This window comes from Pantoea sp. PNA 14-12 (genome assembly GCF_004364735.1).
GTDB lineage: Bacteria > Pseudomonadota > Gammaproteobacteria > Enterobacterales > Enterobacteriaceae > Pantoea > Pantoea stewartii.
Window position 1 is genome coordinate 372,214 of record NZ_SOAJ01000001.1, and the last position, 25,919, is coordinate 398,132.

The 25,919-nt window shown below is 56.9% G+C and carries 25 protein-coding genes; 11 read left to right on the forward strand and 14 right to left on the reverse strand.

All coding sequences use genetic code 11. The features are described 5' to 3' along the window. Nucleotides 1-17: 17 nt before the first annotated feature. Entirely contained in the window at nt 18-740 is a 723-nt protein-coding gene (gene pnuC, locus C7434_RS01900; protein WP_133745088.1) for a nicotinamide riboside transporter PnuC, read from the forward strand. Here the strand turns inward: pnuC and zitB are convergent. The 4 genes from zitB to C7434_RS01920 form a co-directional block, all read right to left on the reverse strand. After that, nucleotides 734-1,756, reverse strand: coding sequence for a CDF family zinc transporter ZitB (gene zitB / locus C7434_RS01905; protein ID WP_133745089.1), 1,023 nt, complete (start codon nt 1,754-1,756; stop codon nt 734-736). The two genes, pnuC and zitB, sit on opposite strands and share 7 nt — an antisense overlap. After that, entirely contained in the window at nt 1,734-4,805 is a 3,072-nt protein-coding gene (locus C7434_RS01910) for a transporter substrate-binding domain-containing protein (RefSeq protein ID WP_133745090.1), read from the reverse strand. Before C7434_RS01910 ends, zitB begins: the two co-directional genes overlap by 23 nt. Beyond that, nucleotides 4,787-5,371, reverse strand: coding sequence for a response regulator transcription factor (locus C7434_RS01915; protein WP_006118477.1), 585 nt, complete (start codon nt 5,369-5,371; stop codon nt 4,787-4,789). Before C7434_RS01915 ends, C7434_RS01910 begins: the two co-directional genes overlap by 19 nt. A gap of 101 nt (nt 5,372-5,472) precedes the next feature. Continuing rightward, a complete protein-coding gene (locus C7434_RS01920; RefSeq protein WP_006118479.1) occupies nt 5,473-5,826 on the reverse strand; it encodes a YbgS-like family protein in 354 nt (117 codons plus the stop codon). A 290-nt stretch (nt 5,827-6,116) separates the two neighbouring features. Between C7434_RS01920 and aroG the strand changes: the two genes are divergently transcribed. After that, the gene (gene aroG, locus C7434_RS01925) at nt 6,117-7,169 is read left to right on the forward strand and encodes a 3-deoxy-7-phosphoheptulonate synthase AroG (protein ID WP_006118487.1); all 1,053 of its coding nucleotides are present in this window, start codon (nt 6,117-6,119) and stop codon (nt 7,167-7,169) included. Between the two features lie 60 nt (nt 7,170-7,229). Here the strand turns inward: aroG and gpmA are convergent, their stop codons facing one another. The 6 genes from gpmA to modE form a co-directional block, all read right to left on the reverse strand. After that, nucleotides 7,230-7,982 carry a 2,3-diphosphoglycerate-dependent phosphoglycerate mutase gene (gene gpmA, locus C7434_RS01930; protein WP_006118488.1) on the reverse strand — a complete coding sequence of 251 codons (753 nt, stop codon included), beginning with the start codon at nt 7,980-7,982 and terminating at the stop codon, nt 7,230-7,232. A gap of 148 nt (nt 7,983-8,130) precedes the next feature. Then, the gene (gene galM, locus C7434_RS01935; RefSeq protein WP_054687986.1) at nt 8,131-9,165 is read right to left on the reverse strand and encodes a galactose-1-epimerase; all 1,035 of its coding nucleotides are present in this window, start codon (nt 9,163-9,165) and stop codon (nt 8,131-8,133) included. After that, a complete protein-coding gene (gene galK / locus C7434_RS01940) occupies nt 9,159-10,307 on the reverse strand; it encodes a galactokinase (RefSeq protein ID WP_054634296.1) in 1,149 nt (382 codons plus the stop codon). The genes galM and galK overlap by 7 nt, the downstream gene beginning before the upstream one ends. Beyond that, nucleotides 10,304-11,350: a galactose-1-phosphate uridylyltransferase gene (galT, locus tag C7434_RS01945; protein ID WP_039341534.1), complete on the reverse strand. Its 1,047-nt coding sequence runs from the start codon at nt 11,348-11,350 to the stop codon at nt 10,304-10,306. The genes galK and galT overlap by 4 nt, the downstream gene beginning before the upstream one ends. Nucleotides 11,351-11,569: 219 nt before the next feature. Continuing rightward, the gene (modF, locus tag C7434_RS01950; RefSeq protein WP_033737742.1) at nt 11,570-13,042 is read right to left on the reverse strand and encodes a molybdate ABC transporter ATP-binding protein ModF; all 1,473 of its coding nucleotides are present in this window, start codon (nt 13,040-13,042) and stop codon (nt 11,570-11,572) included. A gap of 76 nt (nt 13,043-13,118) precedes the next feature. Beyond that, entirely contained in the window at nt 13,119-13,901 is a 783-nt protein-coding gene (gene modE / locus C7434_RS01955) for a molybdenum-dependent transcriptional regulator (protein ID WP_006118493.1), read from the reverse strand. Nucleotides 13,902-14,042: 141 nt separating this feature from the next. Here modE and C7434_RS01960 point away from each other — a divergent pair, with 141 nt between their 5' ends. From C7434_RS01960 to modC, 4 genes are all read left to right on the forward strand, one after another. Next, nucleotides 14,043-14,198 (forward strand): AcrZ family multidrug efflux pump-associated protein, encoded by a 156-nt coding sequence (locus tag C7434_RS01960; protein ID WP_006118494.1) that lies wholly within the window; start codon nt 14,043-14,045, stop codon nt 14,196-14,198. A 135-nt stretch (nt 14,199-14,333) separates the two neighbouring features. Continuing rightward, complete coding sequence (gene modA / locus C7434_RS01965; protein ID WP_166649042.1) at nt 14,334-15,107, forward strand: molybdate ABC transporter substrate-binding protein; 774 nt, start codon at nt 14,334-14,336, stop codon at nt 15,105-15,107. After that, a complete protein-coding gene (modB, locus tag C7434_RS01970) occupies nt 15,104-15,799 on the forward strand; it encodes a molybdate ABC transporter permease subunit (RefSeq protein ID WP_054634292.1) in 696 nt (231 codons plus the stop codon). Before modA ends, modB begins: the two co-directional genes overlap by 4 nt. Continuing rightward, nucleotides 15,793-16,854, forward strand: a complete 1,062-nt coding sequence (gene modC, locus C7434_RS01975; protein ID WP_006118497.1) for a molybdenum ABC transporter ATP-binding protein ModC — start codon at nt 15,793-15,795, stop codon at nt 16,852-16,854. Before modB ends, modC begins: the two co-directional genes overlap by 7 nt. Before the next feature lie 34 nt (nt 16,855-16,888). On the opposite strand, the gene C7434_RS01980 is transcribed toward modC, so the two are convergent. Then, nucleotides 16,889-17,707, reverse strand: coding sequence for a pyridoxal phosphatase (locus tag C7434_RS01980; protein WP_054687981.1), 819 nt, complete (start codon nt 17,705-17,707; stop codon nt 16,889-16,891). 155 nt (nt 17,708-17,862) lie between these two features. Here C7434_RS01980 and pgl point away from each other — a divergent pair, with 155 nt between their 5' ends. Continuing rightward, a complete protein-coding gene (pgl, locus tag C7434_RS01985; protein ID WP_006118499.1) occupies nt 17,863-18,861 on the forward strand; it encodes a 6-phosphogluconolactonase in 999 nt (332 codons plus the stop codon). Between the two features lie 49 nt (nt 18,862-18,910). Here pgl and C7434_RS01990 read toward each other — a convergent pair whose 3' ends face one another. Beyond that, nucleotides 18,911-19,387, reverse strand: a complete 477-nt coding sequence (locus tag C7434_RS01990) for a kinase inhibitor (RefSeq protein WP_033737738.1) — start codon at nt 19,385-19,387, stop codon at nt 18,911-18,913. Between the two features lie 73 nt (nt 19,388-19,460). After that, complete coding sequence (gene bioA, locus C7434_RS01995; RefSeq protein WP_006118501.1) at nt 19,461-20,753, reverse strand: adenosylmethionine--8-amino-7-oxononanoate transaminase; 1,293 nt, start codon at nt 20,751-20,753, stop codon at nt 19,461-19,463. Nucleotides 20,754-20,838: 85 nt separating this feature from the next. On the opposite strand from bioA, the gene bioB reads away from it, so the two are divergent. The 4 genes from bioB to bioD are packed head-to-tail and all read left to right on the forward strand — an operon-like array spanning nt 20,839 to nt 24,428. Then, nucleotides 20,839-21,870 (forward strand): biotin synthase BioB, encoded by a 1,032-nt coding sequence (bioB, locus tag C7434_RS02000; RefSeq protein WP_058707651.1) that lies wholly within the window; start codon nt 20,839-20,841, stop codon nt 21,868-21,870. Continuing rightward, on the forward strand, nt 21,870-23,021 hold the full coding sequence (gene bioF, locus C7434_RS02005; RefSeq protein ID WP_033737737.1) for an 8-amino-7-oxononanoate synthase: 1,152 nt from the start codon (nt 21,870-21,872) through the stop codon (nt 23,019-23,021). Before bioB ends, bioF begins: the two co-directional genes overlap by 1 nt. Next, on the forward strand, nt 23,005-23,760 hold the full coding sequence (bioC, locus tag C7434_RS02010; RefSeq protein ID WP_033737736.1) for a malonyl-ACP O-methyltransferase BioC: 756 nt from the start codon (nt 23,005-23,007) through the stop codon (nt 23,758-23,760). Before bioF ends, bioC begins: the two co-directional genes overlap by 17 nt. Continuing rightward, the gene (gene bioD, locus C7434_RS02015; RefSeq protein WP_033737735.1) at nt 23,757-24,428 is read left to right on the forward strand and encodes a dethiobiotin synthase; all 672 of its coding nucleotides are present in this window, start codon (nt 23,757-23,759) and stop codon (nt 24,426-24,428) included. The genes bioC and bioD overlap by 4 nt, the downstream gene beginning before the upstream one ends. Here bioD and C7434_RS02020 read toward each other — a convergent pair whose 3' ends face one another. Then, on the reverse strand, nt 24,429-25,151 hold the full coding sequence (locus tag C7434_RS02020; protein ID WP_033737785.1) for an ATP-binding cassette domain-containing protein: 723 nt from the start codon (nt 25,149-25,151) through the stop codon (nt 24,429-24,431). It lies immediately after the preceding gene. Nucleotides 25,152-25,919 lie beyond the last annotated feature (768 nt).

Genomic DNA, 25,919 nt, shown 5'->3' on the forward strand with positions numbered 1-25,919 from the left:
GTTGACAGGTGCCTGATATGGATTTTTTTAGCACGCAAAACATTTTAGTTCACATCCCGTTGGGCGCGACCGGGTACGATCTGTCCTGGATTGAAGCCGTTGGCACCCTGGCGGGCCTGTTATGTATCTGGCTGGCCAGCCTGGAGAAAATCGCTAACTACGCGTTCGGCCTGATAAACGTGACGCTGTTTGCGGTGATATTTTTTCAGATTCAGCTCTATGCCAGCCTGCTGTTACAGCTGTTCTTTTTTGCGGCTAACGTTTATGGCTGGTACGCCTGGAGCCGACAAACCACTGATAACCAGGCGGCGTTAACGATTCGCTGGCTCCCGCTGCCCAGGGCCATTGGCTGGGCGGCGGTTTGCGTTATAGCGGTGGGGCTGATGACGATCTACATCGATCCGGTGTTTGCCTTTCTCACCCGTACCGCGGTGGCCTTGATGAATGCGCTGGGTTTTACGGTGGCGATGCCGACGTTGCAGCCGGACGCCTTCCCTTTCTGGGATGCCTGCCTGATGGTGCTGTCGATTGTGGCAATGGTGCTGATGACGCGGAAGTATGTTGAAAACTGGCTTTTGTGGGTGGTCATCAACGTGATCAGTGTGATGGTGTTTGCCCGTCAGGGGGTGTATGCGATGTCGCTGGAGTACGCCATTCTGACGTTAATTGCGCTGAACGGCTTACGCATGTGGATCATCAGCGCACGCAAACAGGGTTCGCGTGCGCTCTCGGCTCAGTGATGATGGCTGTGATGATGAACGTGGTCACTGTGGTGAGGTGAATGATCACTGTGCTGATGGGACGTTTCAGCAGCATGATCCGAATGCCCGCCATGATGATGGCCCTCTTCAATGACCTGTCCGTTCAGCTCACAGTCAGGGCCCACGCAGGGCTGAAACTCCATCTGTACCGTAGCATGCTCAATCTGATAATGGTCATGCAGGTACGTGTGGATGCGGCGCAGCAGGCCATCATGATCGCGCGGTGGAATGACCTGGACGTGCAGCGTTAAGATCGGTTGCTCGCCCACCTGCCAGACATGTACATGATGGACATCGCGAACCTCGGGAATATTTCGCTTCAGATCGCGCCGCAGTTTCTTCACATCCAGCGACGCAGGCGCGCCTTCCAGCAACTCATGTAAACTTTCCCGCAGCAGCGACCAGGCGCTACGCAGCACCAGCATCGACACGACGATGGATAAGATGGGGTCAATGGGCGTCCAGTTAGTAAGAAGAATAATCACCGCGGCGACAATCGCGCCCACCGAACCAAGCAAATCCCCCATGACGTGCAGCGCAGCCGCCCGCACATTCAGGTTCTTTTCTTCACTGCCGTGATGCAGCAACCAGAAAGACAGAATATTCGCCAGCAAGCCGGCAATCGCAATGCCGAGCATCAGGCCGCCTGTGACGGGTTGCGGATGGGTAAACCGTTCCACCGCTTCCCAGACAATCAAAATGGTGATGCCGATTAAGGCGAGGGCGTTTACAAACGCGGCCAGCGTGGTCAGACGTAGCAGGCCAAAGGTATGACGTTCATTGGGTTTGCGTTTGGCAAACTGAACCGCCAGTAAGGCCATTAACAGGGCGGCGGTATCGGTCAGCATGTGACCGGCATCGGCCAGCAGCGCCAGCGAGCCCGACAGCCAGCCGCCAATCACTTCTGCCACCATAAAGAGTGCCGTCACGGCAAACGCGGCCATCAGCCGCGTACGGTTAGTGTCCTGACCGCTATGAGAGTGCGTGTGTGCCATACGTGTCCAGTTTATGTAGTAATCTTTCGGTCAATGATATCAGCAATTGCCACTCTGCTGAGATGTTGTGATGCTGTCTGGCGCGATCGGACAACTGCTGACAAAGCGCTACGCCCTCATCAATGCCAATCAGCAGCCAGCTTCCTTTCAGGCGATGCGCGGACTCGGCTAACTGTCTTTCGTCACCGCTGGCAATGGCCGCGTGCAGTTGTGCCATGTCTTTCTCCACGGTAGCACGTAACGTTTTGCCCAGTCGGCTAAGATAGTTCTCGTTTTGCTGCGCCAGTGTCCACAGGTTGTTATCCAGCGCGGCCAGCGGATCGTCATGAAAGGCGGTCAGCAGGTCGCTGATATCCTGTAGCTGTACCGGTTTAATCAGCACCCGTTCATGCGGCTCAGTCTGTACATTCAGTAACTGCGCATCAGCAGAGCACAGCACCCGCAACGGCCTTCCGCCTCGCTGACGCTGGCGACGACGCAACACGCGCAGCAGGAGCATACCGTCCGGGCGCGGCATCATCTGATCGATAAACAGCAGGTCGTAAGGGCGCCGGGCATCGGCCAGCAACAGGTCGCGGCCCTGCTCAAAACAGTCCGCCTGAATCGCAAAGCGCGCCAGTTGCTGCTGCATCACGATCAGGTTTGTCGGATGATCATCCACTACGGCCACGCGCAGTTGCGGAAAACCTGGCAGCGTGGCCGGATCGCCCTCAGGGACGCTATCGCAGGGAATCAGCGGCAGGATAAGTGTGACCTCGGTGCCTCTGCCGGGCTGAGAATGCAGGTGAATCTCACCGCCCATGCGCTGCACCATTTCCCGACAAATAAACAGCCCCAGGCCACTGCCCTGAACGGAAAGCGCTTTGCCCGACGGGGCCTGGTACCAGGGATCGAACAGTCTGGGCTGTTCTTCAGGGGGAATCCCGCTGCCGTTGTCGCTGACGGTTAACTGCAATTTGTCTGTAGCCGACAGCGTCAGGCGGATCAGGCCGTGCCGGGTGAATTTAAAGGCATTGGTTACTAAGTTGTTGACGATCTGCTGCAGGCGGTCCGCATCCAGCATCACCGCGTCAGGCAGCGGCGTCAGGGCCTCTACCTGTAAATGCGGGCCATCCGGCCGCATCAGCGGATGATAGAAATGGCGCTGCTGCGCCAGCCAGGGTGCCAGTGCCAGCGGGCGGGGCGACAGGGTGAAACTGTTGTTTTCAATGCGCGCGTGATCCTGCAAATCATTCAGCAACGTCATCAGGGACTGCGCGCTCTGGTACAGAAGCTGCAGGTTTTCACGGCTGCTTTGCTGTTTTTCTAGCTCCAGTAGCCCCAGGATCGCCTGCATCGGCGTTCGCAGCTCATGGCTGACCGTCGCTAAAAACTGGCTCTTCATGGCATTCGCGTGTTCCGCCTGTTCGCGCTGTTGGCGATCCCGCCGTTGCTGCCAGTAACGCCGGGCTAGTAACAGCAGTAACACGACAATAGCAACGCCTGCCGCCGCCAACACCGCGACGGGCAGCACGCGCATCGCGCCCACGCTGCCGGGCTGGGGCGGCATTGACCAGCGATCGCGCATCTGGTTTTGCGTATCGACGGGAATCTGCTGTAACGCGCGATCCAGCAGCCCACGCAGAACAGGCTCATCAGGTGCCACTCCGATGGCCACAGGCCAGGCGATATCGCTGGCCGCGAAAGCCAGATGAATGTGGGGATCGTTACGGCTGGCAATGCGCCAGCGCGCAGACAGGACGTTATCGACCAGCGCGTCAATCTGACCGGTAGCCAGCGCGTCGTACAGGCTGTTGCGATCCGCAAAGCGTTGAACCGGGATGGTGTCAGGAACGAGGCGCTGGGCCAGATCATCCTGCAGGATACCAATACGTTTGCCTGCCAGATCGCTCCAGTGGGAGCCGGCTGCGGGCTGGCGGCTGTAAATACCCCAGAGTGCCCGCCAGACGGGCAGGCTGGTGCTTTGAGTTTCACCGTTGAGCGGTTGCATCAGCTGTAACATCACCTGATGCTGTGCCAGCAGCGTGGCCGCCTGTTGCGGATTACTGACCCAGTGCGGCGTAAAACGTAAACCGGTGCTCTGTGCGACCGCATTGAGCAGATCGATACCGTAACCGCGGGGCGTGCCGTTGCTGTCGCGATAGCTCCAGGGATAGTTATCGGCTTCAGCGGCGTAGGTAACCTGGGGATGGGCTGCTATCCATTGCCGCTCGCTGGCGCTCAGCATCAGCGTTTGTGTGTCCTGATACCGCGGCAGGCTGCTGCTCCAGCGCGCCTGTAACGTGCTCATCAACTCTGCGGGTAACTGGCGCAGGCTCTGATTCAGCCACGCAATCAGCGCGGGATCGCGTGAAACCGCGCGCAGAGTCAGTTGCCCGGCATCAATCCCCGACGCGATTTGGTAAATTTGTCCCTGCTGTAGCTGACTCAGCAAAAATCCCGCGCTGGTTTCATCGGCGACCACATAGTCGTTTTGCTGATTGAGCAGCGTGTAGAGCGCCTGAAGATCGCTGCCGTAGGTGCGCCAGTGATGGCGGGCAGCCAGTGCAGGCGGAAGCTGTGCCAGGGTTTGCTCGCTGATCGCCAGTTGTGCATTATCACTGTTAAACATGACGGCACGCTGGTTCTGCTGATTACGGTAAATACGTAACGGGCTGCTAAACCAGCTGTCGCTGGCAACGGCGCCCGCGGGAAAGGGCGGGGCCAGCATGCCTAACGCAAAATCAATCTGCCCCGCCTGCAGGGCGCTCAGCAGAGCCGGCTGGGTGGCATAGAGGTGAAGGGAGAACTGCGCCCCGGTTAATTGGTGCAGCGCCGCCAGATAATCGGCGTCAATCCCGTACAGATCGTTGCCCACATGCATGGCCCAGGGCGCCGTATTCTCATCCAGCAGGCCCACACGCACCACTTTGCCCTGCATCAGCTCTGCACCTTTTACCGGCATCATCATAGGCAGATTGATACTGCTGACCGGACGCACGTCGGCCTGGGCCAACGGCGCCAGCAGGAGCAGGAGAAGTAACCAGCGTATCACTGCTGTGCTTTCCACAGATCGGCCAGCTCGACAACAGAACGCGCACCGGTTTTTTCCAGAATATTCTTTTTATGCGTACTGACGGTTTTATTACTGATATGCAACTGTTCGGCAATTTGCAGGTTGGACAGGCCGCTGGCCAGCAACGCCAGCACCTGGCGCTCTTTACTGGTTAACGGTAATTCGGGTTCGCTGCTGTGGCCTTCAGGAAAGGCTGACTGGCCGCCCAGTACGGCAAGAATGGCACTGAGTAAATGCGCCATCCGCTGGCTTTTCACCACATAACCCGCCGCCCCCAGCGCCTGCGCACGCCGGATATAGTGGCTGCTTTGCTGGGCAGAATAGATCAGTACAGGACAATCGGGTAAGTGCACTTTCAGGCGACGCAGAATCTCCAGTCCGTCGCCATCGGGCAGGCCGATATCCAGCACAATGATATCCGGAGGAAGCTGGAGATAAGGGCGAGCGGCGTGCTCGCTGCTGGCCGAAATAAGCTGAATGGGGACAGGCGATTGCGAGAGTGCCGCGTCCAGCGCCACTTCAACCAGTGGATGATCGTCAATCAGAAGCAGTGAGGCCATGAACATTTCCCTGTAAATTTCACAGGCTCAGCATAGCGGAAGTCGCAGCGGGATAAAATAAAGGAGAGCCGCGGCTCTCCTCATAATGCACACAGTATACTTTACTGCGTCGTGCCGTCAGTTTTGGTATTGACGTGGCCGCCACCTTTTTTGGTGTGCACTTTTTTGTTGATATCAGGACATTTGCCATCTTTACACTGGCTGTTCTGATCAATTTCGTTCGCGGTCATATGCTTGCTGCTGGAGGTGCTGTCTCGGGTTGGAGACGACATCTCAGTACCGGTATTGTTAATTTTGCTGTTATCGACTTTATTCGGTGGCAGGTTCTCATTCGCCCCGCCCGCAACGGCACCTGCTGCTGCAGCCTGGTTAGAGTTTCCGTTGGCAGCCATTGCTGCGCCGCTGCCCAGAGTCATCGCTGCCGTCAGAAAAATTAGTGCAAACTTATTCATCATTATGCTCCCGTTAATCAATGATATTTGCTGTCTCTAACCCGCTGTCAGGTTTCAGACAAAAAGCGACCTGAGCGAAATAAAATTTCGCTGGTTAGCTTAAAGACAGGTATTAATAAACGTAAGCCACCGATCCTCAGTAGTTACCCTTAAAAGTCTAGACGCATAACCCATTTATGCAAATTTTACACATGCATTTTACATGGATTCAGAATTTACACCCTGTGCGCTTCCGGCTACATTGGCTGGGTTGAGCCCGGCGCGCGCCGGGCCAGAAATTATATGGAATCAGTATGAATTACCAGAATGATGATTTACGCATTAAAGAGATAAAAGAGCTGTTGCCCCCCGTTGCCCTGCTGGAAAAATTTCCTGCAACCGAACGTGCCGCGCAAACCGTTTCTCAGGCGCGTCAGGCCATTCACCAGATCCTGAACGGGGCCGATGATCGGCTGCTGGTGGTAATCGGACCCTGCTCTATCCACGATACCGAGGCCGCAAAAGAGTATGCCGCACGTCTGTTAAACCTGCGTGAGCAGCTGAAGGGCGAGCTGGAAGTGGTAATGCGCGTTTACTTTGAAAAACCGCGTACCACCGTTGGCTGGAAAGGGCTGATCAACGATCCCTATATGGATGGCACCTTCCAGCTAAATGATGGCCTGCGCCTGGCGCGTAAGCTGCTGCTGGAGATTAACGATTCTGGCCTGCCTGCGGCGGGTGAGTTCCTGGACATGATTACGCCGCAGTATGTCGCTGACCTGATGAGCTGGGGCGCCATTGGTGCCAGGACGACAGAGTCGCAGGTGCACCGTGAACTGGCTTCCGGTCTTTCCTGCCCGGTGGGTTTTAAAAACGGGACCGATGGCACCATTAAAGTGGCGATTGATGCGATCAACGCAGCCGGTTCACCGCACTGTTTCTTGTCCGTGACCAAATATGGTCACTCTGCAATTGTGGAAACGCGCGGCAACAGCGACTGTCACATCATCCTGCGCGGCGGAAAAGAACCTAACTACAGCGCCAGCCACGTCAGTGCCGTGAAGGCCGGACTGGAGAAGGCTGGCTTACCGCAGCAGGTGATGATCGATTTCAGTCACGCAAACAGCAGCAAGCAGTTCCAGAAGCAGATGCAGGTGGCTGATGATGTGGCACAGCAGATGATCAATGGCGAGCGCGGCATCATTGGCGTGATGATTGAAAGCCATCTGGTGGAAGGCAATCAGAGCCTGGAAAGCGGTGAACCGCTGGTTTACGGTAAGAGCGTGACTGATGCCTGTATCGGCTGGGAAGATACCGAAAAGGTATTACGTCAGCTGGCCGATGCGGTCAAACAGCGTCGCGGTTAACCGTGAGGCCATAAAAAAGGGCCAGACATCGCAGTCTGGCCCTTTTTACAGGTCAGTACATTACTTCGCTTTACCCTGATTTGCCACGGCCGCCGCTTTCGCTGCGATCTCATCGGCATCACCCAGGTAGTAGTGTTTGACGGGCTTGAAGTTCTCGTCGAATTCGTAAACCAGCGGAACGCCGGTTGGGATATTCAGCTCAAGAATCTCGTCTTCGCTCATGTTATCCAGGTATTTCACCAGCGCGCGCAGTGAGTTGCCGTGTGCGGCGATAATCACTTTCTCACCACTTTTAATACGTGGCAGGATGCTTTCGTTCCAGTAAGGAATAACGCGATCGATGGTCAGTGCCAGACTTTCCGTGGTGGGCAGTTGCTCAGGGGACAATGACGCATAACGCGGATCGTGTCCCGGGAAACGCTCATCACTGCGATCCAGCTCCGGCGGGGTCACGGCGAAGCCACGACGCCACTGTTTGACCTGCTCGTCACCATATTTAGCGGCGGTTTCAGCTTTATCCAGACCCTGTAACGCACCATAGTGACGCTCGTTCAGACGCCAGGATTTTTCAACGGGCAGCCAGGCCTGATCCAGCTCATCCAGAATATTCCACAGGGTATGGATGGCGCGTTTCAGCACGGAGGTGTAGGCGAAATCGAACACGAAACCTTCTTTCTTCAGCAGCTGTCCGGCTGCTTTAGCTTCGGTACGGCCTTTGTCAGAAAGGTCTACATCATACCATCCGGTGAAGCGGTTTTCGTTGTTCCACTGGCTTTCGCCGTGTCGCACCAGAACCAGCTTAGTTACAGCCATAGCTTAACTCCTTAATACTTGATGTTTCTGAGATAATGGAAACCTGTTGTCGCCAGCCCGCTGGCCGACCATTGCGCTCTACCATAGCGGAAAACAGCGCACTGCGTAAGTCTGTCTGTGACGCACTGCGCGTTTTTCACCCGGCGGCTCAGTGTGAGGTAAAACGATAGCGCGTAACGGATTCCCAACGATCCCCCGGCTGCAGCCAGCAATCATCCTGTGGCCACTCGGGATGATTGGGCGAATCCGGTAAAAACTCACTCTCCAGCGCAATCCCCTGGTAAGCAGTATAGCTTTCCTGCTCCCGGGCGCGCGTGCCAGCCAGATAGTTGCCGCTGTACAGCTGCAGGGCAGGGGCCGACGTCGTTACACTTAACTGTAGCTTGCCGTCCTGCGACCATAACGCTGCTGCGGGCTGGCTTGCATCGCCCGCGCTGTTAAGTAGAAAGGCATGATCGTAGCCTTTAACCGCCTGTTGATCGGCATCGGCAAGGAAATCCTGCGCCAGGCTTTTGGCCTGACGGAAGTCAAAGCTGGTGCCGTCCACGGCTTTCAGCGGGCCGTTGGGAATACCCTCGCTATCGACGGGCAGATAACGATCGGCGTGCAGTTGTAAGCGATGCTGGCGCGCATCGCCATGATGCGCATCAAGATTAAAGTAAGCATGGTTAGTGAGATTCACCGGACAGGGTTGATCGCACCGGGCTTCATAGTGGATGGACAGGCAGTTATCGTCATCCAGCACATAGCGCAAATCCGCGATCAGATTTCCCGGATAGCCCTGATCGCCGTCAGGCGAATCCAGACGATAATGCACTTCGCTTTCTGACTGGCTGATAATCTGCCAGCGGCGTTTATCGAACCCGTCCGGACCACCGTGTAACTGATGCTCACCCTGGTTGGCGAGCAGTTGTCGGTTGAGGGTATTGAGTTTTGCCCCGGCGATACGGTTAGCGTAACGGCCAACGGTCGCCCCCAGATAGGCATCCTGATGCAGATAATCGGACGGCGTGGCACAGCCTAAGAGGGCCTCGCGCACGCTGCCGTCCTGAAGTGGCACGCGCGCCGACAGCCAGGTTGCTCCCCAGTCCATAAAGGTGGCCACCATTCCGTGCGCATTACGCAGCACGGTGATGCGCCATGGTTGACCATCCGGCGCATGGGAATTGACATCGCTTAACATTGACCTGCTCCTTCTGAAGCTTTACACACGTAGAAGGTCTCCTTGATGCCCGTTTTAGCTTCGTACTGGCTGGCGACGGCGGCCTGCACCTGATCAACCAGCTCAAGCGGCATCAGCGCAACGATACAGCCCCCGAAGCCGCCACCTGTCATACGGACACCACCACGATTGCCGATCTCGGCTTTAACAATTTCAACCAGCGTGTCGACAGGCGGCACGGTGATTTCAAAGTCATCACGCATTGAGGCATGCGATTCCGCCATCAGTTCCCCCATGCGCGTTAAATCGCCACGCGAAAGCACCTCTGCGGCTTCCAGCGTACGGGCATTTTCGGTAATGACATGGCGCACGCGCTTCGCGACGTCAGGATCTAACTGCGCGACCGCCGCCTCAAATTCCGCCAGGCCGACATCGCGTAGTGCTTTCTTATTAAAGAAGCGCGCACCGGTTTCACACTGCTGGCGGCGGGTATTGTATTCGCTGCCCACCAGGCTTCGGCGGAAATTAGAGTTAATGATCACCACGGCCACGTCTTCCGGCAGGGAAACCGGTTTGGTGCCGAGTGAGCGGCAATCCAGCAGCATGGCATGATCTTTTTGCCCCAGCGCGGAAATCAACTGATCCATAATGCCGCAGTTACAGCCCACGAACTGGTTCTCCGCCTCCTGACCGTTTACCGCAATGGCGGCACCATCCAGCGGCAGATTGAACAACTGCTGAAAAACGGTCCCGACGGCCACTTCGAGCGAGGCAGAGGAGCTGAGGCCCGCGCCCTGAGGCACGTTACCGCTAATCACCATATCCACGCCGTTAAAATCAGGCGCGCGCTTCTGCAAATGCTTCACCACGCCGCGCACATAGTTTGCCCACATCGGCTCGCTCACGCTGGTAATGGGATCGTCCAGTGAGAAGCTGTCCTGCGCCTGATCGTAATCCACGGCCACAACGCGTACCTGACGATCGTCGCGTCTGGCACAGGCGATAACGGTTTGGTAGTCAATGGCACAAGGCAAAACGAAACCATCGTTATAATCCGTATGCTCGCCAATCAGGTTGACGCGGCCGGGTGCCTGAATCGTGTGAGTGGGCGCATAGCCAAAGGTGTCGGTAAAGACCTGCTGCGTGATGGTTTTTAAGCTCATTGTTGTGCCTCACGGAAATGAATGTCACTCACGGCGCGCAGACGTTCTGCTGCCTGCTCCGCAGTTAAATCGCGTTGGGTTTCAGCCAGCATCTCGTAGCCGACCATAAATTTGCGCACCGTGGCTGAACGCAGCAGCGGCGGATAAAAATGGGCATGAAGTTGCCAGTGGGCGTTTTCCTCGCCGTTAAACGGCGCACCGTGCCAGCCCATGGAGTAGGGGAAGGCGCACTGGAACAGGTTGTCATAGCGGCTGGTCAGCAGCTTAAGGGCTTTCGCCAGATCGTTGCGTTGCGCCTCGCTCAAATCAGTCATGCGTTTCACGTGCGCTTTGGGCAGTAGCAGGGTTTCAAAGGGCCAGGCGGCCCACCACGGCACCACGGCGATCCAGTGCTCGGTTTCCACTACGGTGCGGCTGCCGTCTTGTTGTTCACGCGCACAGTAATCCACCAGCAGCGGCGAGCCGGTTTTTGCAAAGTACTGACGTTGATGGTCATCTTCGCGCTGGGCCTCGTTAGGCAGGAAGCTGTTGGCCCAGACCTGGCCATGCGGATGCGGATTCGAACAGCCCATGGCGGCGCCTTTGTTCTCAAACACCTGCACCCACGGATAATGCTGGCCCAGCTCTGCGGTCTGTTCCTGCCAGGTGCGCACGACCTCTTCCAGCGCGCTCAGGGACATTTCAGGCAACGTTTTACTGTGATCGGGCGAAAAGCAAATCACGCGGCTGGTGCCGCGCGCGCTTTCGCAACGCATCAGGAGATCATCGCTTTCGGGTGCATCCGGCGTATCCGTCATCAGCGCAGCAAAGTCATTGGTGAAAACGTACGTGCCTTTGTAATCCGGGTTCACATCGCCGGTAATGCGCGTATTTCCTGCACACAGAAAACAGTCTGGATCGTGTGACGGCAGGGCATTTACCGCGGGCGTTTCCTGCGCACCCTGCCAGGGACGTTTGGCCCGGTGAGGTGAAACCAGAATCCATTGGTCGGTCAGGGGATTGTAACGGCGATGGGGATGATCGGCCGGGTTAAATTTTTGCATGTCGCATCCTGGTCAGCGTCAAAATAAAAAATCATCGCTAAAAAATAGCACATCAAACGGCATGAAAGCGTGATCGAGTCTGAATAAATGGTATCGTTTACACAAGATGACTATTCTTATTTAAAGGCGAAAAGGCACATTATGGTCATGGAATGGGGTTTTAAATGGTAACGTTTACATTGCAGGTGATATCCCCGCCGTTTGCACGGCAGGGTTGTGTCAGATCACATCTTGCTGATAACGGTAGCCGCCTGTGCCATCAGGGAGAAAATGCAGGCGATGCGTAATACAGTGCGGGGCATCTTCGGCATGATGCGAAACAAACAGCAGCTGGGTCCGGCCTTCCCCAATCAGAATATCCACAAAGCGGCGCACTAGTTGCCGGTTAAGCGGATCCAGCCCCTGCAAGGGCTCGTCAAGGATCAATAACGTGGGATGCTTAACCAGCGCGCGGGCGATTAAGACCAGCCGTTGTTGCCCCCAGGACAAACTGTGGAACGGCGCATTCGCCATCGCATTATCCATCCCTGTCAGCGCCAGCCACTGTTGCGCCAGCGCCATCTGGCGGTCAGATACAGCCTGATAGAGACCAATCGAATCGAAAAAGCCCGATAAAATCACGGTGCGCACATTCACGCTGACCCGGTAGTCCAGATGCAGGCTGCTGCTGACATAGCCGATATGCTGCTTGATGTCCCAGATGGTCTCGCCGCTGCCACGGCGAATGCCGAACAGGGTCAAATCATTGCTGTAACCCTGCGGATGATCCCCCGTTACCAGGCTCAGTAAGGTGGATTTACCCGCGCCATTGGGGCCAATGATGTGCCAGTGCTCACCGGGATTCACCTGCCAGTTCAGGCCGTTGATCACGGGCTGATCGTTATAAGACACCACCGCGTTGCGCAGAATCACGCGCGGCGCATCATCCGCCAACGCGGGCAACTGATCGGGCACATCGGCCTCCGGCAACGCCATACCGTCCAGCTGTTCACTGCGAGCCAGCTGGGCGACCAGGGTCTGGGCCAGAATGGTCTCGCGTGGCCCGACCTGCGTCAGGCTGCATTCGGCCAGAACGCCCACCTGATCGACATAATCCGGAATATCGTCAAAGCGGTTCAGCACCAGCACCAGCGTGACGTCAGCCTCATGCAGCGTTGCTAAGGTGGCCGTCAGATTCGCGCGGGAATCCACATCCAGGCCGTCAAAAGGTTCATCCAGAATCAGCAGATCAGGCTGTGCCATCAGCGCCTGGCACAGCAGCGTTTTTCGCGTCTCGCCTGTCGACAGGTATTTAAAGCGGCGACTGAGCAGACTACTGATGCCAAACTGCGCCGCCAGACGTTCACAGCGTGCGGCATCTTTCACCGCATCCTGAATAATTTCCGCCGTGGTGCGGCCGCTGTCGTCCTCACCTTCGCTGAGTAAATCGGTATTGTTACGTTGCCATTCCTCGGCGACCAGCTTCTGTAGCTGCTCCAGCGACAGGCGCCACGGGCGCTGAAAATCGTGCGTCACCTTACCCGATAACGGGGGAAGCTCGCCAGAAAGCGCGCGTGCCAGCGAGGACTTGCCGCTGCCGTTTGCGCCAACAAACGCCCAGCGCTCACCCCGGCGAAGATGCACATCGGCCAGGGACAGCACCCGGGTATCATTAAGGTGAAATATGCCTTGCGAAATTTGCAATGAAGCCATGATTTGTTCCATTTTATGCAGCGTTAACTGACGTTTTAGCGACTGCAAACAGGGATGTCAAACCGGCCGGTGAAAATCACCGCAGTGAGGCAACAATCGCATGACTGGCGCTGAAGCTGGCGATAACATTCATGCCGATGTGAAGCTGACGCTGTTCCGTTTCACGGTTATCCAGCGTGGCACACAACGTTTCGCCACTGGGTAAGGTCATCAGCACTTCACTCACCTGCTGGCCTTTTTCGATAGCGGTCAGCGTTGCGGCAAGCTGATTCTCGGCATCAGTGGGCGCGGTATGCACACTGACCCACGGGGCCTTGATTAATACCAGCACCTCTTTTCCGGCGTGCAAATTCAGCCGTTCTGCGCTGCGCTCGGTCAGGGCAATGTTGAGCCGCGTCACGCCATCGGCAAGCAGAATCGTCAGATGCTGTATCACCTGCTGAGCATCATTGTGCACGACGGTACCAAACAGTTGATTACGTGCACTGGTTTGCAGGGAGGAGCGGGCGATAGCCGCGAGTAAGCTGTCGAGCGGCAGGGTATCCTGCTGCAGCGCATCGAAGGCATGTTGCTGAATCTTTTCCATCAGGCCAAACAGCTGTACCAGTCGTTCACCGTAGCGGGTTAACTGCGCGCCGCCACCGCCTTTGCCCCCGGTCGCGCGTGCCACGACTTCCTGCCCGGCCAGGTGGTTCATGTCGCTGATGGCATCCCAGGCGCTTTTGTAACTGATGCCCGCCAGTTTAGCGCCCTGACTGATGGAGCCGGTTTGCTGCACGCGTTGCAGCAAGGCAATGCGGCGGGGATCGGCAAACAGTTTCTGCTGCAGGCGAATATGAAGGGTGAGGTCGGCTTGCATGGTGGCTCCTGCAAAAGGTAAGTCGCGTGATCGGGCTGATGATAACGAGCTTTGCGCCTCAAAGTAAAAGCACGAAAAGGTCTGCGCAAATTTTTACTGAGCCGTTACAATCTCTTTTTTATCCGCAAAGTGGGACTTTCCATGCTGGAACTCATTAAAAGCCTCGCCGTGGCAGTGATTATGGTACCTGTGGTTATGGCGATTATGTTAGGCCTGATTTACGGTCTGGGTGAAGTGTTTAACCTCATCTCTAAAACGGGTCGCCGCGACAACACTAACGCTCGCTCTCAGCATTAATCCTCCTGCAACGTCCGTCTCAGCACGGACGTTGCTGTTTTACGTCCACGCTTTTCTTCCTCTTTTAATCATTTTGTCTGGCTGTCAGGCCGTTCGCTGTATTATTTTATATATAACGATCACTGGAGAAAAATCATGCGTTTAACCTTACTACGTTCCACAACTGCCGCCGTAATTGCCCTGTCACTGGCCGTTCCGGCGCTGGCAGCCGATAAAATCACCGTCTTTGCGGCGGCCTCACTGACCAATGCGCTTAACGAGATTGCGGCACACTATAAGAAAACACATGGGACAGAGGTGGTGTCGTCATTTGCCTCGTCGTCAGTCCTGGCCCGTCAGATTGAGCAGGGCGCGCCCGCCGATCTGTTTATCTCAGCCGATCAGCAGTGGATGGATGATGCGGTCGCGAAAAAAAGCATGATCGACACAACCCGCTATACCCTGTTGGGCAACGATCTGGTTCTGATAGCGCCACGCAGTGAGAACGCCAGGCCGGTAACGATTAACGATAAAACCGACTGGAAACGTCTGTTGAAAGGCGAACGTCTGGCGGTCGGCGATCCCGATCATGTGCCGGCGGGCATCTATGCCAAAGAGGCACTTGAGAAGCTGGGTGCCTGGTCTTCACTGTCACCTGTGCTGGCGCGCGCCAACAATGTGCGTGCCGCCCTGGCGCTGGTGGAACGTAATGAAACGCCTTACGGCATTGTGTACGGCTCTGATGCGGTCGCCAGCAAAAAAGTCCAGGTGGTCGGCACCTTTCCGGAAGACAGCCATAAACCGGTCGAATATCCTGTCGCGATTGTTAAAGATCACGACAACGCGGCCGTTAAGGCTTTTTATAACTACCTGAAAGGGCCGGAAGCGGCCGCAGTGTTTACCCAATACGGATTCACGCCTAAAAAATGATACTCAGTGATGTTGAATGGCAGGCCGTGATGCTCAGCCTGCAGGTCTCCGGCATTGCCGTCCTGTGCAGTCTGCCCTTCGGCATCCTTATGGCATGGGTTCTGGTCCGCTGCCAGTTTCCGGGTAAAGCGCTTCTGGACGGTGTGATTCACCTGCCGCTGGTGCTGCCGCCTGTGGTGGTCGGTTATCTGTTACTGATTGGCTTGGGCCGACGCGGCTTTATTGGTGAAAAGCTGTATGAATGGTTCGGCTTTAGCTTCGCGTTTAGCTGGCGCGGTGCGGCACTGGCGTCGGCGGTGATTGCCTTTCCGCTCATGGTGCGGGCCATTCGCCTGGCGCTGGACGCCGTGGATATCCGGCTGGAACAGGCGGCCCGGACGCTGGGCGCGGGCCGCTGGCGGGTCTTTTTTACCATTACGCTGCCGTTAACGCTGCCCGGTATTATCGTCGGTACGGTGCTGGCCTTTGCCCGCTCGCTGGGGGAATTCGGTGCCACTATTACATTTGTTTCCAACATTCCTGGTGAAACGCGCACGCTGCCGCTGGCGATGTATACGCTGATTGAAACGCCCGGGGCAGAAGGGGCCGCTGCGCGTCTGTGCATTATCGCGGTGGTGCTGGCACTGGCCTCCTTGCTGGTGTCTGAATGGCTGGCGCAATGGGGCCGGAAACGGATGGGGGCCGGATGCTGACGCTCGATTTCACACAACGACTGGGCGAACACGAGCTGGAAATCAACGTGACGGTTCCCGCCAACGGCATCACGGCAATATTTGGCGTGTCGGGTGCGGGTAAAACCTCGTTAATCAACGCGATTGGTGGGCTGACCCGGCCGCAGCGCGGGCGCATTCAGCTGCATGACCGTGTGTTGTTTGACGCCGAACAGCAGATTGCCTTGCCGCCTGAAAAGCGCAACGTGGGTTACGTTTTCCAGGAGGCGCGACTGTTTCCGCACTATCGTGTCCGGGGTAACTTACGCTATGGCCTGGCAGCCAGTATGAAAGGGCAGTTTGACACGCTGGTGGACTTACTGGGACTCGAACCCTTACTGGACCGCTTTCCGCTTTCACTCTCGGGCGGCGAAAAGCAGCGGGTGGCCATCGGGCGGGCGTTGCTCAGCGCCCCTGATATCCTGTTAATGGATGAACCCCTGGCCTCGCTGGATTTGCCGCGCAAGCGTGAGCTGATGCCATATCTGCAAAAACTGGCAAAGCAGGTAGATATCCCGGTGCTGTACGTTTCTCACAGCCTCGACGAAATTCTGCAACTGGCCGAGACGGTGCTGGTTCTGGATCACGGCAAGGTGAAGGCCTTTGGCCCGCTGGAGCGGGTCTGGAGCAGCAGTGCGATGCGCCCCTGGCTGCCGGTCAGCGACCTGACCAGCGTACTGCGCGTTCAGGTGCTAGAGCATCATCCAGATTACCCGATGACGGCGTTATCGTTGGGCGATCAGCATATCTGGGTCAGTCGGGTAAATCAGCCGGTCAAAACGCCGTTACGGATACGGATTGCGTCGGCCGATGTTTCGCTGACGCTGCAACCGGCAAAACACAGCTCTGTTCGCAATGTGCTGCCGGCACAGGTGGTGGAGTTAATTGAGGTGGGCGATCAGGTGGAGGTTAAGCTGCGCATCGGTATCAGCGAACTCTGGGCGCGCATCTCTCCCTGGGCCCGGGACGAACTTAACATTCGCCCGGAGCAGTGGCTGTACGCGCAGATTAAAAGCGTCTCTGTCACACCGGAATGACCCGCTGAAACCGTGCTCATCGGGTCAGTGAAACTTACAGAACGAGCTGATAAAGCGTCTCGGCAATGCCGGTTTCCAGATTCGTACCGATGACCCTCTTCGCCCGGGCTTTAATGGCGTCATCCGCATTGCCCATGGCCACGCCCAACCCCACCGTTTCCAGCATGCTCAGATCGTTGTAGTTGTCGCCGAAGGCAATGACGTCCTGCATTGTCAGCCCGATGGATTCTACCCACTGCGCCAGGCGCTTGCCTTTGCTGTTACCGCCGCGGGCAACGTCGACCTGATCGTGCCAGGACCATTCGCAGGCCAGACCCAGCTCGTCTTGCGCACGCTGCGCAAACTGCTGCAACGCTGCTGTGTTGTCGTGAGACAGGGCAAACTTCCAGATCGACTGCGCCTCTCTGGCGGCCTGCGCCAGGCTGTCCACCTGTTTGAACACCGGACGCTGATGTGGAGGTAATGACTCACTCCATTTCAGCGTACGAATCACATGGCCGGTCGGCGTTTGATAGAGCATCGCATCGTCCACATACAGCAGACCGTGAATATGATGTTCATCCAGCATCTCGATCACACGTACCGCAACGTCGGTATCCAGCGGATCGGCAGCCAGGACTTTTTTCGCCGGATAATCGTACAGGTAGGTCCCGTTACAGCAGATGGCGGGCGTATCCAGATTGAGCGTCTGGTAGAAAGGATGAATGGCACAGTGATGGCGTCCGGTCACGATAATCACCTTGATACCCGCTTTGCGCGCCTGGGTAATCGCTTCTGTGGATTGGGGCAGAATGGTTTTCGTCGGGGTCAACAGCGTGCCGTCAAGGTCGAGGGCGATTACACGATAGCTCATTAATCCTCTCATCTGGATAGGTTAGCGAAACAGCAAGTCTACACCTGACTGTGGCCCGGAAACAAAAATCAGGGCACAAATCATTCCAGCGAGACAGAAAAAAACGCGCTACAGTGACCTGCAGAACAACATGAGTCAGCGAAAAAGGAGAATACATGAAGCAGGTTGTCTACACCGCCAGTCCCGAGAGTCAACAAATCCATGTCTGGCAGTTGAACGATGAGGGCACCTTGACGCTACTGCAGGTAACGGATATCGCCGGTCAGGTTCAGCCTATGGTGGTCAGTCCGAAAAAAGATTTCTTGTATGTGGGCGTGCGTCCGGATTTCCGCGTGCTGGCCTTTCGTATTGCGCAGGATGGCACCTTAACGGAAGCGGGTCAGGCGCCGTTGCCGGGCAGCCCCACCCACATCTCCACCGATCACGCTGGCCGTTTCCTGTTTTGTGGCTCCTACAATGATGCCTGCGTCAGCATCAGCCCCATCGGCGCTGACGGTGTGCCCCAGGCTCCGAGCCAGGTGATCGACGGTCTGGCAGGTTGTCACTCGGCGAACATCGATAATGCCGACAGCACGTTATATGTGCCCGCGCTCAAACAGGATCGCATCTGCCTGTTTAACCTCGGGGCGGACGGTCAGTTAACGCCGCATTCCCAGCAACAGGTCACTACGGCAGAGGGCGCGGGCCCGCGTCATATGGCGTTTCATGCCAACGGCCAGTACGCCTACAGCGTTAATGAACTTAACAGCACGGTCGAAGTCTGGTCACTGAAGAATGCACACGGCAAAATGGAATCGGTGCAAACGCTCGATATGATGCCGCCTGATTTTACCGGCACGCGCTGGGCCGCCGATATTCACCTGACGCCGGACGGACGTTTCCTGTACGCCTGCGATCGCACCAGCAGCACCATTACGGTGTTCAGCGTGAGTGAAGATGGCGCGCTACTGACGGTGGAGGGCTTCCAGCCGACCGAAACGCAGCCGCGGGGCTTCAATATCGACCACACGGGCCAGTATCTGGTGGCGGCAGGTCAGAAGTCGCATCACATTGAGGTATACCGCATTACTCAACCGCAAGGGCAACTTGAACCTGTCGGCCGTTATGCCGTTGGACAGGGCCCAATGTGGGTTGTGGTACATCAGCTGGCTTAACGTTCAGCGTTGCCGCTCCCGGGCGGGAGCGGCAGAAGAGCACGCGCAATCAGACGTAATGAACGGTCAATGACGCGCTGGCTAATACGTGAAAATGCACGTTGAAGCCCACCATCGCGCCGCTGGCACCTGCATCGACCTCAATGCTCTCCACATCCAGCGCATGGACGCTAAAAATGTAGCGGTGCGTTTCACCCGCCGGTGGCGCGGCCCCGCCGTACCCGGCCTGGCCGAAATCTGTGCGGGTTTGCACGGCACCTGCAGGTAAGGCGGCTTTACCGGAACCCGCACCCTGCGGCAGCGATGTGGTATCGGCCGGAAGATTGGCGACCACCCAGTGCCACCAGCCTGAGCCGGTCGGGGCATCAGGATCGAAACAGGTCACGACAAAACTTTTTGTGCCTTCCGGCGCGTCTTCCCAGGCAAGATGCGGTGACACATTTTCGCCCTGATAGCCCATCCCGTTGAAAACATGCTTTTCCGGCATTTTGTCGCCGTCGTGTAAATCCTGACTATAAACTCGCATCACATCTCCTTGGGTTTATGGTGACTGCGTCTTCATCTTAACCAAAACCGCCTGGACGTCCAGCCTTCAGGGCTCAACGCAGAAAATGGCCGGGGTTCGCCAGGGCTGCGGCCATGGCCTGGATCAGCGTATCCAGTGCTTCAGGCGCGATGATATAGGGCGGCATCAGGTAGATCAGACGACCAAAGGGCCGAATCCAGACGCCCTGACTGACGAAAAACTGCTGCAGGGCGGCCATATTCACTGGACGGTGAGTTTCTACCACGCCAATCGCGCCCAGCACACGAACATCGGCTACCGCTGGCGACTGGCGCAGTGGCGTCAGTCCCGCCTGAAGCTGACGCTCGATAGCGCTGACCTGCCCGCGCCAGTGGCCTTCCTGTACCATTTTCAGGCTCTCCGCCGCCACGGCGCACGCCAGCGGATTGCCCATAAAGGTTGGGCCATGCATAAAGCAGCCCGCCGGACTGCGGCTGATGGTATCGGCGACATCACGTGTGGTCAGCGTGGCGGCCAGGCTCATCGTGCCGCCGGTCAGGGCTTTGCCGACGCACAGGATGTCCGGTGTGATCGCCGCATGTTCGCAGGCAAACAGCGTGCCGGTGCGGCCAAAGCCCGTGGCGATTTCATCAGCGATCAGCAGGATGCCGTAACGATCACACCACTCGCGCACCTTCTGCAGGTAGCGCGGATGGTAAAAACGCATGCCGCCCGCGCCCTGTACGATGGGCTCCAGAATCACCGCGGCCAACTGATGCTGATGCTGTTCGATCAGCCGGGCGAAATCCTGAAAATCTTCTTCATTCCAGGCCGCGTCAAAACCACATTGCGGCGCCTCGGCAAAATGGTGCTCGGGCAGATAGCCGCGCCACAGGCTGTGCATGGAATTATCCGGATCGCACACCGACATCGCCGCAAATGTATCACCGTGATAGCCACGCTTAAGGGTTAAAAACTGCTGACGCGTTTCTCCCCGACCCAGCCAGTATTGCAACGCCATCTTCATTGCCACTTCGACGGCAACGGAGCCGGAGTCTGCAAGGAATACGCACGCCAGCGCGTCAGGTGTCATCGCCACTAACTGACGACACAGCGCCACCGCGGCGGGATGCGTAATCCCGCCGAACATCACGTGGGACATCTGAGCCATCTGCTGCTGCAGGGCCTGGTTCAGGCGTGGATGGTTGTAACCATGAATCGCCGCCCACCAGGAGGACATCCCGTCTACCAGTGTGCGCCCATCCGCCAGTTGCAGCGTGTAACCCTGTGCCGCGACGACCGGGTAACAGGGCAACGGTTGCTGCATGGAGGTGTAAGGATGCCAGATATGCTGGCGATCGAATTCGGCGTCCTGAAGCGTAAACATCGTAGTTGTAAACCAAAATAAAAAGATTTAGTTTACAAGTATAACCACGTTAACTGTCGGGATGACACCTTTTTTGGAGTACGTAATGTCACAACGTTGGACGCTAGCCCAGGCACAGGCCCTGTTTGAACGCCCGTTTCTTGAACTGATGTTTGAAGCACAGCAGGTACATCGCCAGCACTTCGATCCGCGTCAGGTTCAGGTCAGCACGCTGCTGTCGATTAAAACGGGTGCCTGCCCGGAAGACTGCAAATACTGTCCGCAAAGTGCCCGCTACAAGACCGGGCTGGAATCAGAGCGCCTGATGGAGGTGGATGAGGTCCTGCGTTCGGCGCAAAAAGCGAAAGCGGCCGGATCCAGCCGCTTCTGCATGGGCGCGGCGTGGAAAAACCCCAGCGATCGCGATATGCCTTATCTGGAAAAAATGGTCGAAGGCGTGAAAGCAATGGGCATGGAAACCTGCATGACGCTGGGGACGCTGAGCGACAGCCAGGCCCAGCGTTTAGGTCGCGCCGGGCTGGACTTTTATAACCACAATCTGGATACCTCGCCCGAGTTTTACGGCAACATCATTACCACGCGCAGCTATCAGGAACGACTGGATACGCTGGGCAAGGTGCGCGAGGCTGGTATCAAGGTCTGCTCGGGCGGGATTGTTGGCCTGGGCGAAACGGTTAATGATCGCGCCGGGTTGCTGGTGCAGCTGGCCAACTTACCGACGCCGCCGGAAAGCGTGCCGATCAACATGCTGGTCAAGGTGAAAGGCACCCCGCTGGCAGACAATGACGATGTCGAACCTTTCGATTTTATCCGCACGATAGCCGTCGCCCGCATCATGATGCCTACCTCGCACGTGCGTCTGTCGGCGGGCCGCGAACAGATGAATGAACAAACCCAGGCGATGTGTTTTATGGCCGGGGCTAACTCGATTTTTTACGGCTGCAAGCTGCTGACCACGCCAAACCCGGAAGAAGACAAAGATATGCTGCTGTTCCGCAAGCTCGGACTGAATCCGGAACATACCCAGACCGCCCATGGCGATAATGCGCAACAGCAGCAGCTCAGTGAGCAACTGCTCAATGCCGACACAGAAAAATTCTATAACGCGGCGCTGTAATGGGCTGGCCGCAACGCATACAGCAGGCGCTCGCGCAGCGCCGTGCTGAAGAGGGCTGGCGCGAACGGCGCGTAGTTGACGCCAGTCAGACGCGCCTGATCCGCTATGCAGGCCGGGATTATCGTCACTTTTCCAGTAATGATTATCTTGGGTTAAGCCAGCACCCGGCGGTGATTGCCGGATGGCAACAGGGCGCGGCACTGGCCGGGGCGGGGGCAGGCGCATCCAGCCATGTCACCGGTTTCCAGGCTCTTCATGCCACCCTGGAAGCGCAACTGGCCGGGTGGCTGGGTTATCCCCGGGCATTACTGTTTATTTCCGGCTTTGCCGCCAACCAGGCGGTCATTCACCTGCTCGCCGGGAAAAACGATCGCATTCTTGCTGACAAGCTGAGCCATGCCTCGTTGCTGGATGCTGCAAGTCACAGCCCTGCGCAACTGCGTCGTTTCGCCCATAACGATCCGGACAGTCTGGCTGTGCGACTGAGTGCGCCCTGTGAAGGGCAAACGCTGGTGGTCACGGAAGGGATCTTCAGCATGGATGGTGACAGCGCGCCGTTACAGACGCTGGCGGCGCAGTCGCGTGAGGCAGGGGCCTGGTTACTGGTTGACGATGCGCACGGCATTGGCGTCACAGGTGAGCAGGGGCGCGGCAGCTGTTGGCAACAGGGCATTAAGCCCGAACTGCTGGTGGTCACCTTCGGTAAAGCCTTTGGCGTCAGCGGCGCGGCATTGCTGTGTGATGACGCGACGGCCGACTATTTTGTGCAGTTTTCGCGCCACCTCATCTACTCAACCGCCATGCCGCCAGCACAGGCCAGCGCGTTACTGGCCGCCCTGAAACAGGTGCAGGCAGGCGATGGACTGCGCCAGCGCCTGAGCCGCAACATTGCCCATTTCCGCCGGGGCGCCTCCTCCTTGCCCTGGTCGCTTATGCCGTCATCCAGCGCCATCCAACCGTTACTTGTTGGCGATAACGCCCAGGCGATGGCCTTGTCGGCCCGTTTAGCCGAAGCCGGTTGCTGGGTCAGCGCGATTCGTCCGCCTACCGTACCGCCGGGCACGGCACGTTTGCGCATCACGCTGACCGCCGCGCATCAGCCAGACGATATTGATGTCCTGCTGGAGGCACTTCATGACGCTGCACATTGATAAACGTGCCGTAGCCAGAGCCTTTGGGCGCGCGGCGTCGTGTTACGACAGGCATGCCGAACTGCAACGGATGAGCGGGGATGCGCTGCTGGCATGGGTGCCAGCCCAAACCGGTCCACAGGTGCTGGATGCGGGCTGTGGCACCGGCTGGTACAGCCGGCTATGGCGCGACCGGGGGAAACAGGTCATGGCGCTGGATCTGTCGCCGCAGATGTTGCATCAGGCCCGGCAAAACGCGGTGGCGCATCATTATCTGGCGGGCGACATCGACGCACTGCCGTTAGCCGATCAGAGCATTGACCTGTTATGGAGCAATCTGGTGGTGCAATGGAGCGACGATTTGCCGGCCGCGCTCAGACAGTTTACGCGGGTACTAAAACCCGGCGGCTGTATGCTGTTTTCAACGCTGAGCGCGGGATCGCTGCATGAGGTTCACGAGGCCTGGTCGCATCTTGACGCGCATGTGCACGCCAACCGCTTTCTGCCGGCGCAGGCGATCGCCGCGGCCTGTGCTACACAACGGCTGCGCTGTCACGCGCAAACCGTCACCCTGCATTTTCCCGATGCGCTCAGCGCCATGCGCTCTCTGAAGGGCATTGGCGCAACGCATCTGCATGCCGGACGGGCCGATTATGTGCTGACGCGTCGCCGTCTGGCACAGCTTGAAGCTCACTGGCCACGGGACGAACAGGGTTTCCGCCTCAGTTATCATTTGATGTATGGAGTAAGTGAATCATGACACGCTGGTTTATCACCGGTACCGATACTGAAGTCGGTAAAACCGTTGCCAGTAGCGCACTGCTGCAGGCGGCGAGCGCAGCAGGCTACCGCTGTGCGGGCTACAAACCGGTGGCCTCGGGCTGTACGTTAACCGCAGAAGGCATCCGTAACAGCGATGCGCTGGCGCTGCAACGTTACAGCAATGTGCCGCTCTGCTATGAGCAGGTGAATCCGCTGGCCTTTATGGAGCCGACATCGCCGCATATCGTCAGCGCAGAGGAGGGCAGGCCAATTACCTTTTCAACGCTATCGGCAGGGCTTCGCGAGCTGGAGCCGCTGGCTGACTGGATTCTGATTGAAGGCGCGGGCGGCTGGTATACGCCGCTGTCTGAGACGCAAACCTATGCCGACTGGGTTGAGACTGAACGGCTACCGGTGATTTTGGTGGTGGGTGTAAAACTGGGCTGTATTAATCATGCCATGCTGACCGCCGAGGCGGTAAGGGCGCGTGGACTGCGACTGGCTGGCTGGATTGCCAACACGGTTCAGCCGCCCGGCCAGCGTTATCAGGCATACCTTACGGCCCTGAAGGAGCGCCTGCCCGCGCCTTGTCTGGGTGTCATTCCCTGGTTAGCGGATGACAGCCAGCAGGCAGACTGTGGTCACTATCTGACGCTACCGGATTAATCACGCCATCGTCAGCCATTTATCGAGCGTACCGTCATCCAGCAGGGTGACGTTACCCTGCGCCACATTACGCCCGCGATGCAACAGCAAAAAGCTGTCAGCGACGCGCCGAATCAGGGAAACCCGCTGCTCCAGCAGCAGAATCGTCAGGCCGTAATCCCGGTTAAGACGCCGAATCAGGTTACCCATCTCTTCTTCCAGCCAGGGCGCCATGCCATCGGCGGGCTCATCCAGAATCAGCAGGCGTGGCTGTAATACCAGCGCGCGGGCAAGGGCCAGTTGCTGCTGCTGGTAAACCGGCAAATCCCCGCTGCGCTGTTGACGCAGTGAATAGAGAGCCGGCAGAAGATCAAAAATCATTTCCGGAATAGGCCGGTGATTTTCGCGCGATTCAGCGCCTGCCAGCAGGGCAATCAGTAAGTTATCTTCTACGCTCATCTGCGTGAAAATATGTCGTCCCTGTGGCACGTAACCAATGCCCTGGCGTGCACGTTGATCGGCAGGCTGCGACAGCAGGTCCTCTGGCGGCGAGCCATCCTGCTGCCAGCTAATCGTGCCGCTGTTGATGGGAAGCTTACCCATGATGCAGTTCACCAGCGTGGTTTTTCCCATGCCGGGACGTCCCAGTATGCCGGTACAGGTGCCGGGGGGCAGGTCAAGGTCCACATTCCAGAGAATATGATTTTTTCCGTAAAACTGATTCACCGACCGTAAACTTAGCATCTGACGCGCTCCTTCCAGATAATTAACCTGAATGTTTTGCTGCTCATAAGGGGTAAATCGCACTAACAGATTAGCAGGGCTATGACTGCTGCTGTGGCGCATGACATCCTGATCACAGAGCATGCAATTACCGGGCCAGAGTCGGAGTGAACGAAGTTTGCGCGCTTAACATGCGGAATTTTGACGGTTTAAATATAAGTAAAAGTGAACAATTGACGGGCGGGACGACTGTGCAGCGCGATGAGGGTGCAGGAAAAATGAGCGTCAGGTGCAGTTGCCCATAAATGGCGCAGGCAGTCTGCTGTAAAAAACAGCAACCTGAAAAGCCAGACGATCAACGTTGAATGCGCGCCATGCATCGCGCTAAAACAACGCAATTGGCGTTAAAAATTTCGCTAAAAAAAATTTTTTTTCATCAAAACGCGGCGGCAGAAAAAATTATGCACAGCCGATATTCCAAGGCCTCTCATCAGTTATCCACTATTCCTGTGGATAACCTTGTGCATTAGATAATGAAAACAGGTTAGAAGCGAGGAAATACGCGGCCTGGTCACGTAATGATGACAATCTGGGCTTTTTTTACTTACTATTAAAAATCAGTGTGTTAGTAAAAAACAAGCCTGCCGGATTGGACGCGATTCATCAAACTGCAATTTTATGACACAGGCTTGACAAATGTTAAATCAATACGTGGATTGGGGATAACCTTGCGCAACAAAAACGGGTGTTTGCCTGGGCAAAAGTGCCAGAGTCAAGTAAAACCTGGCG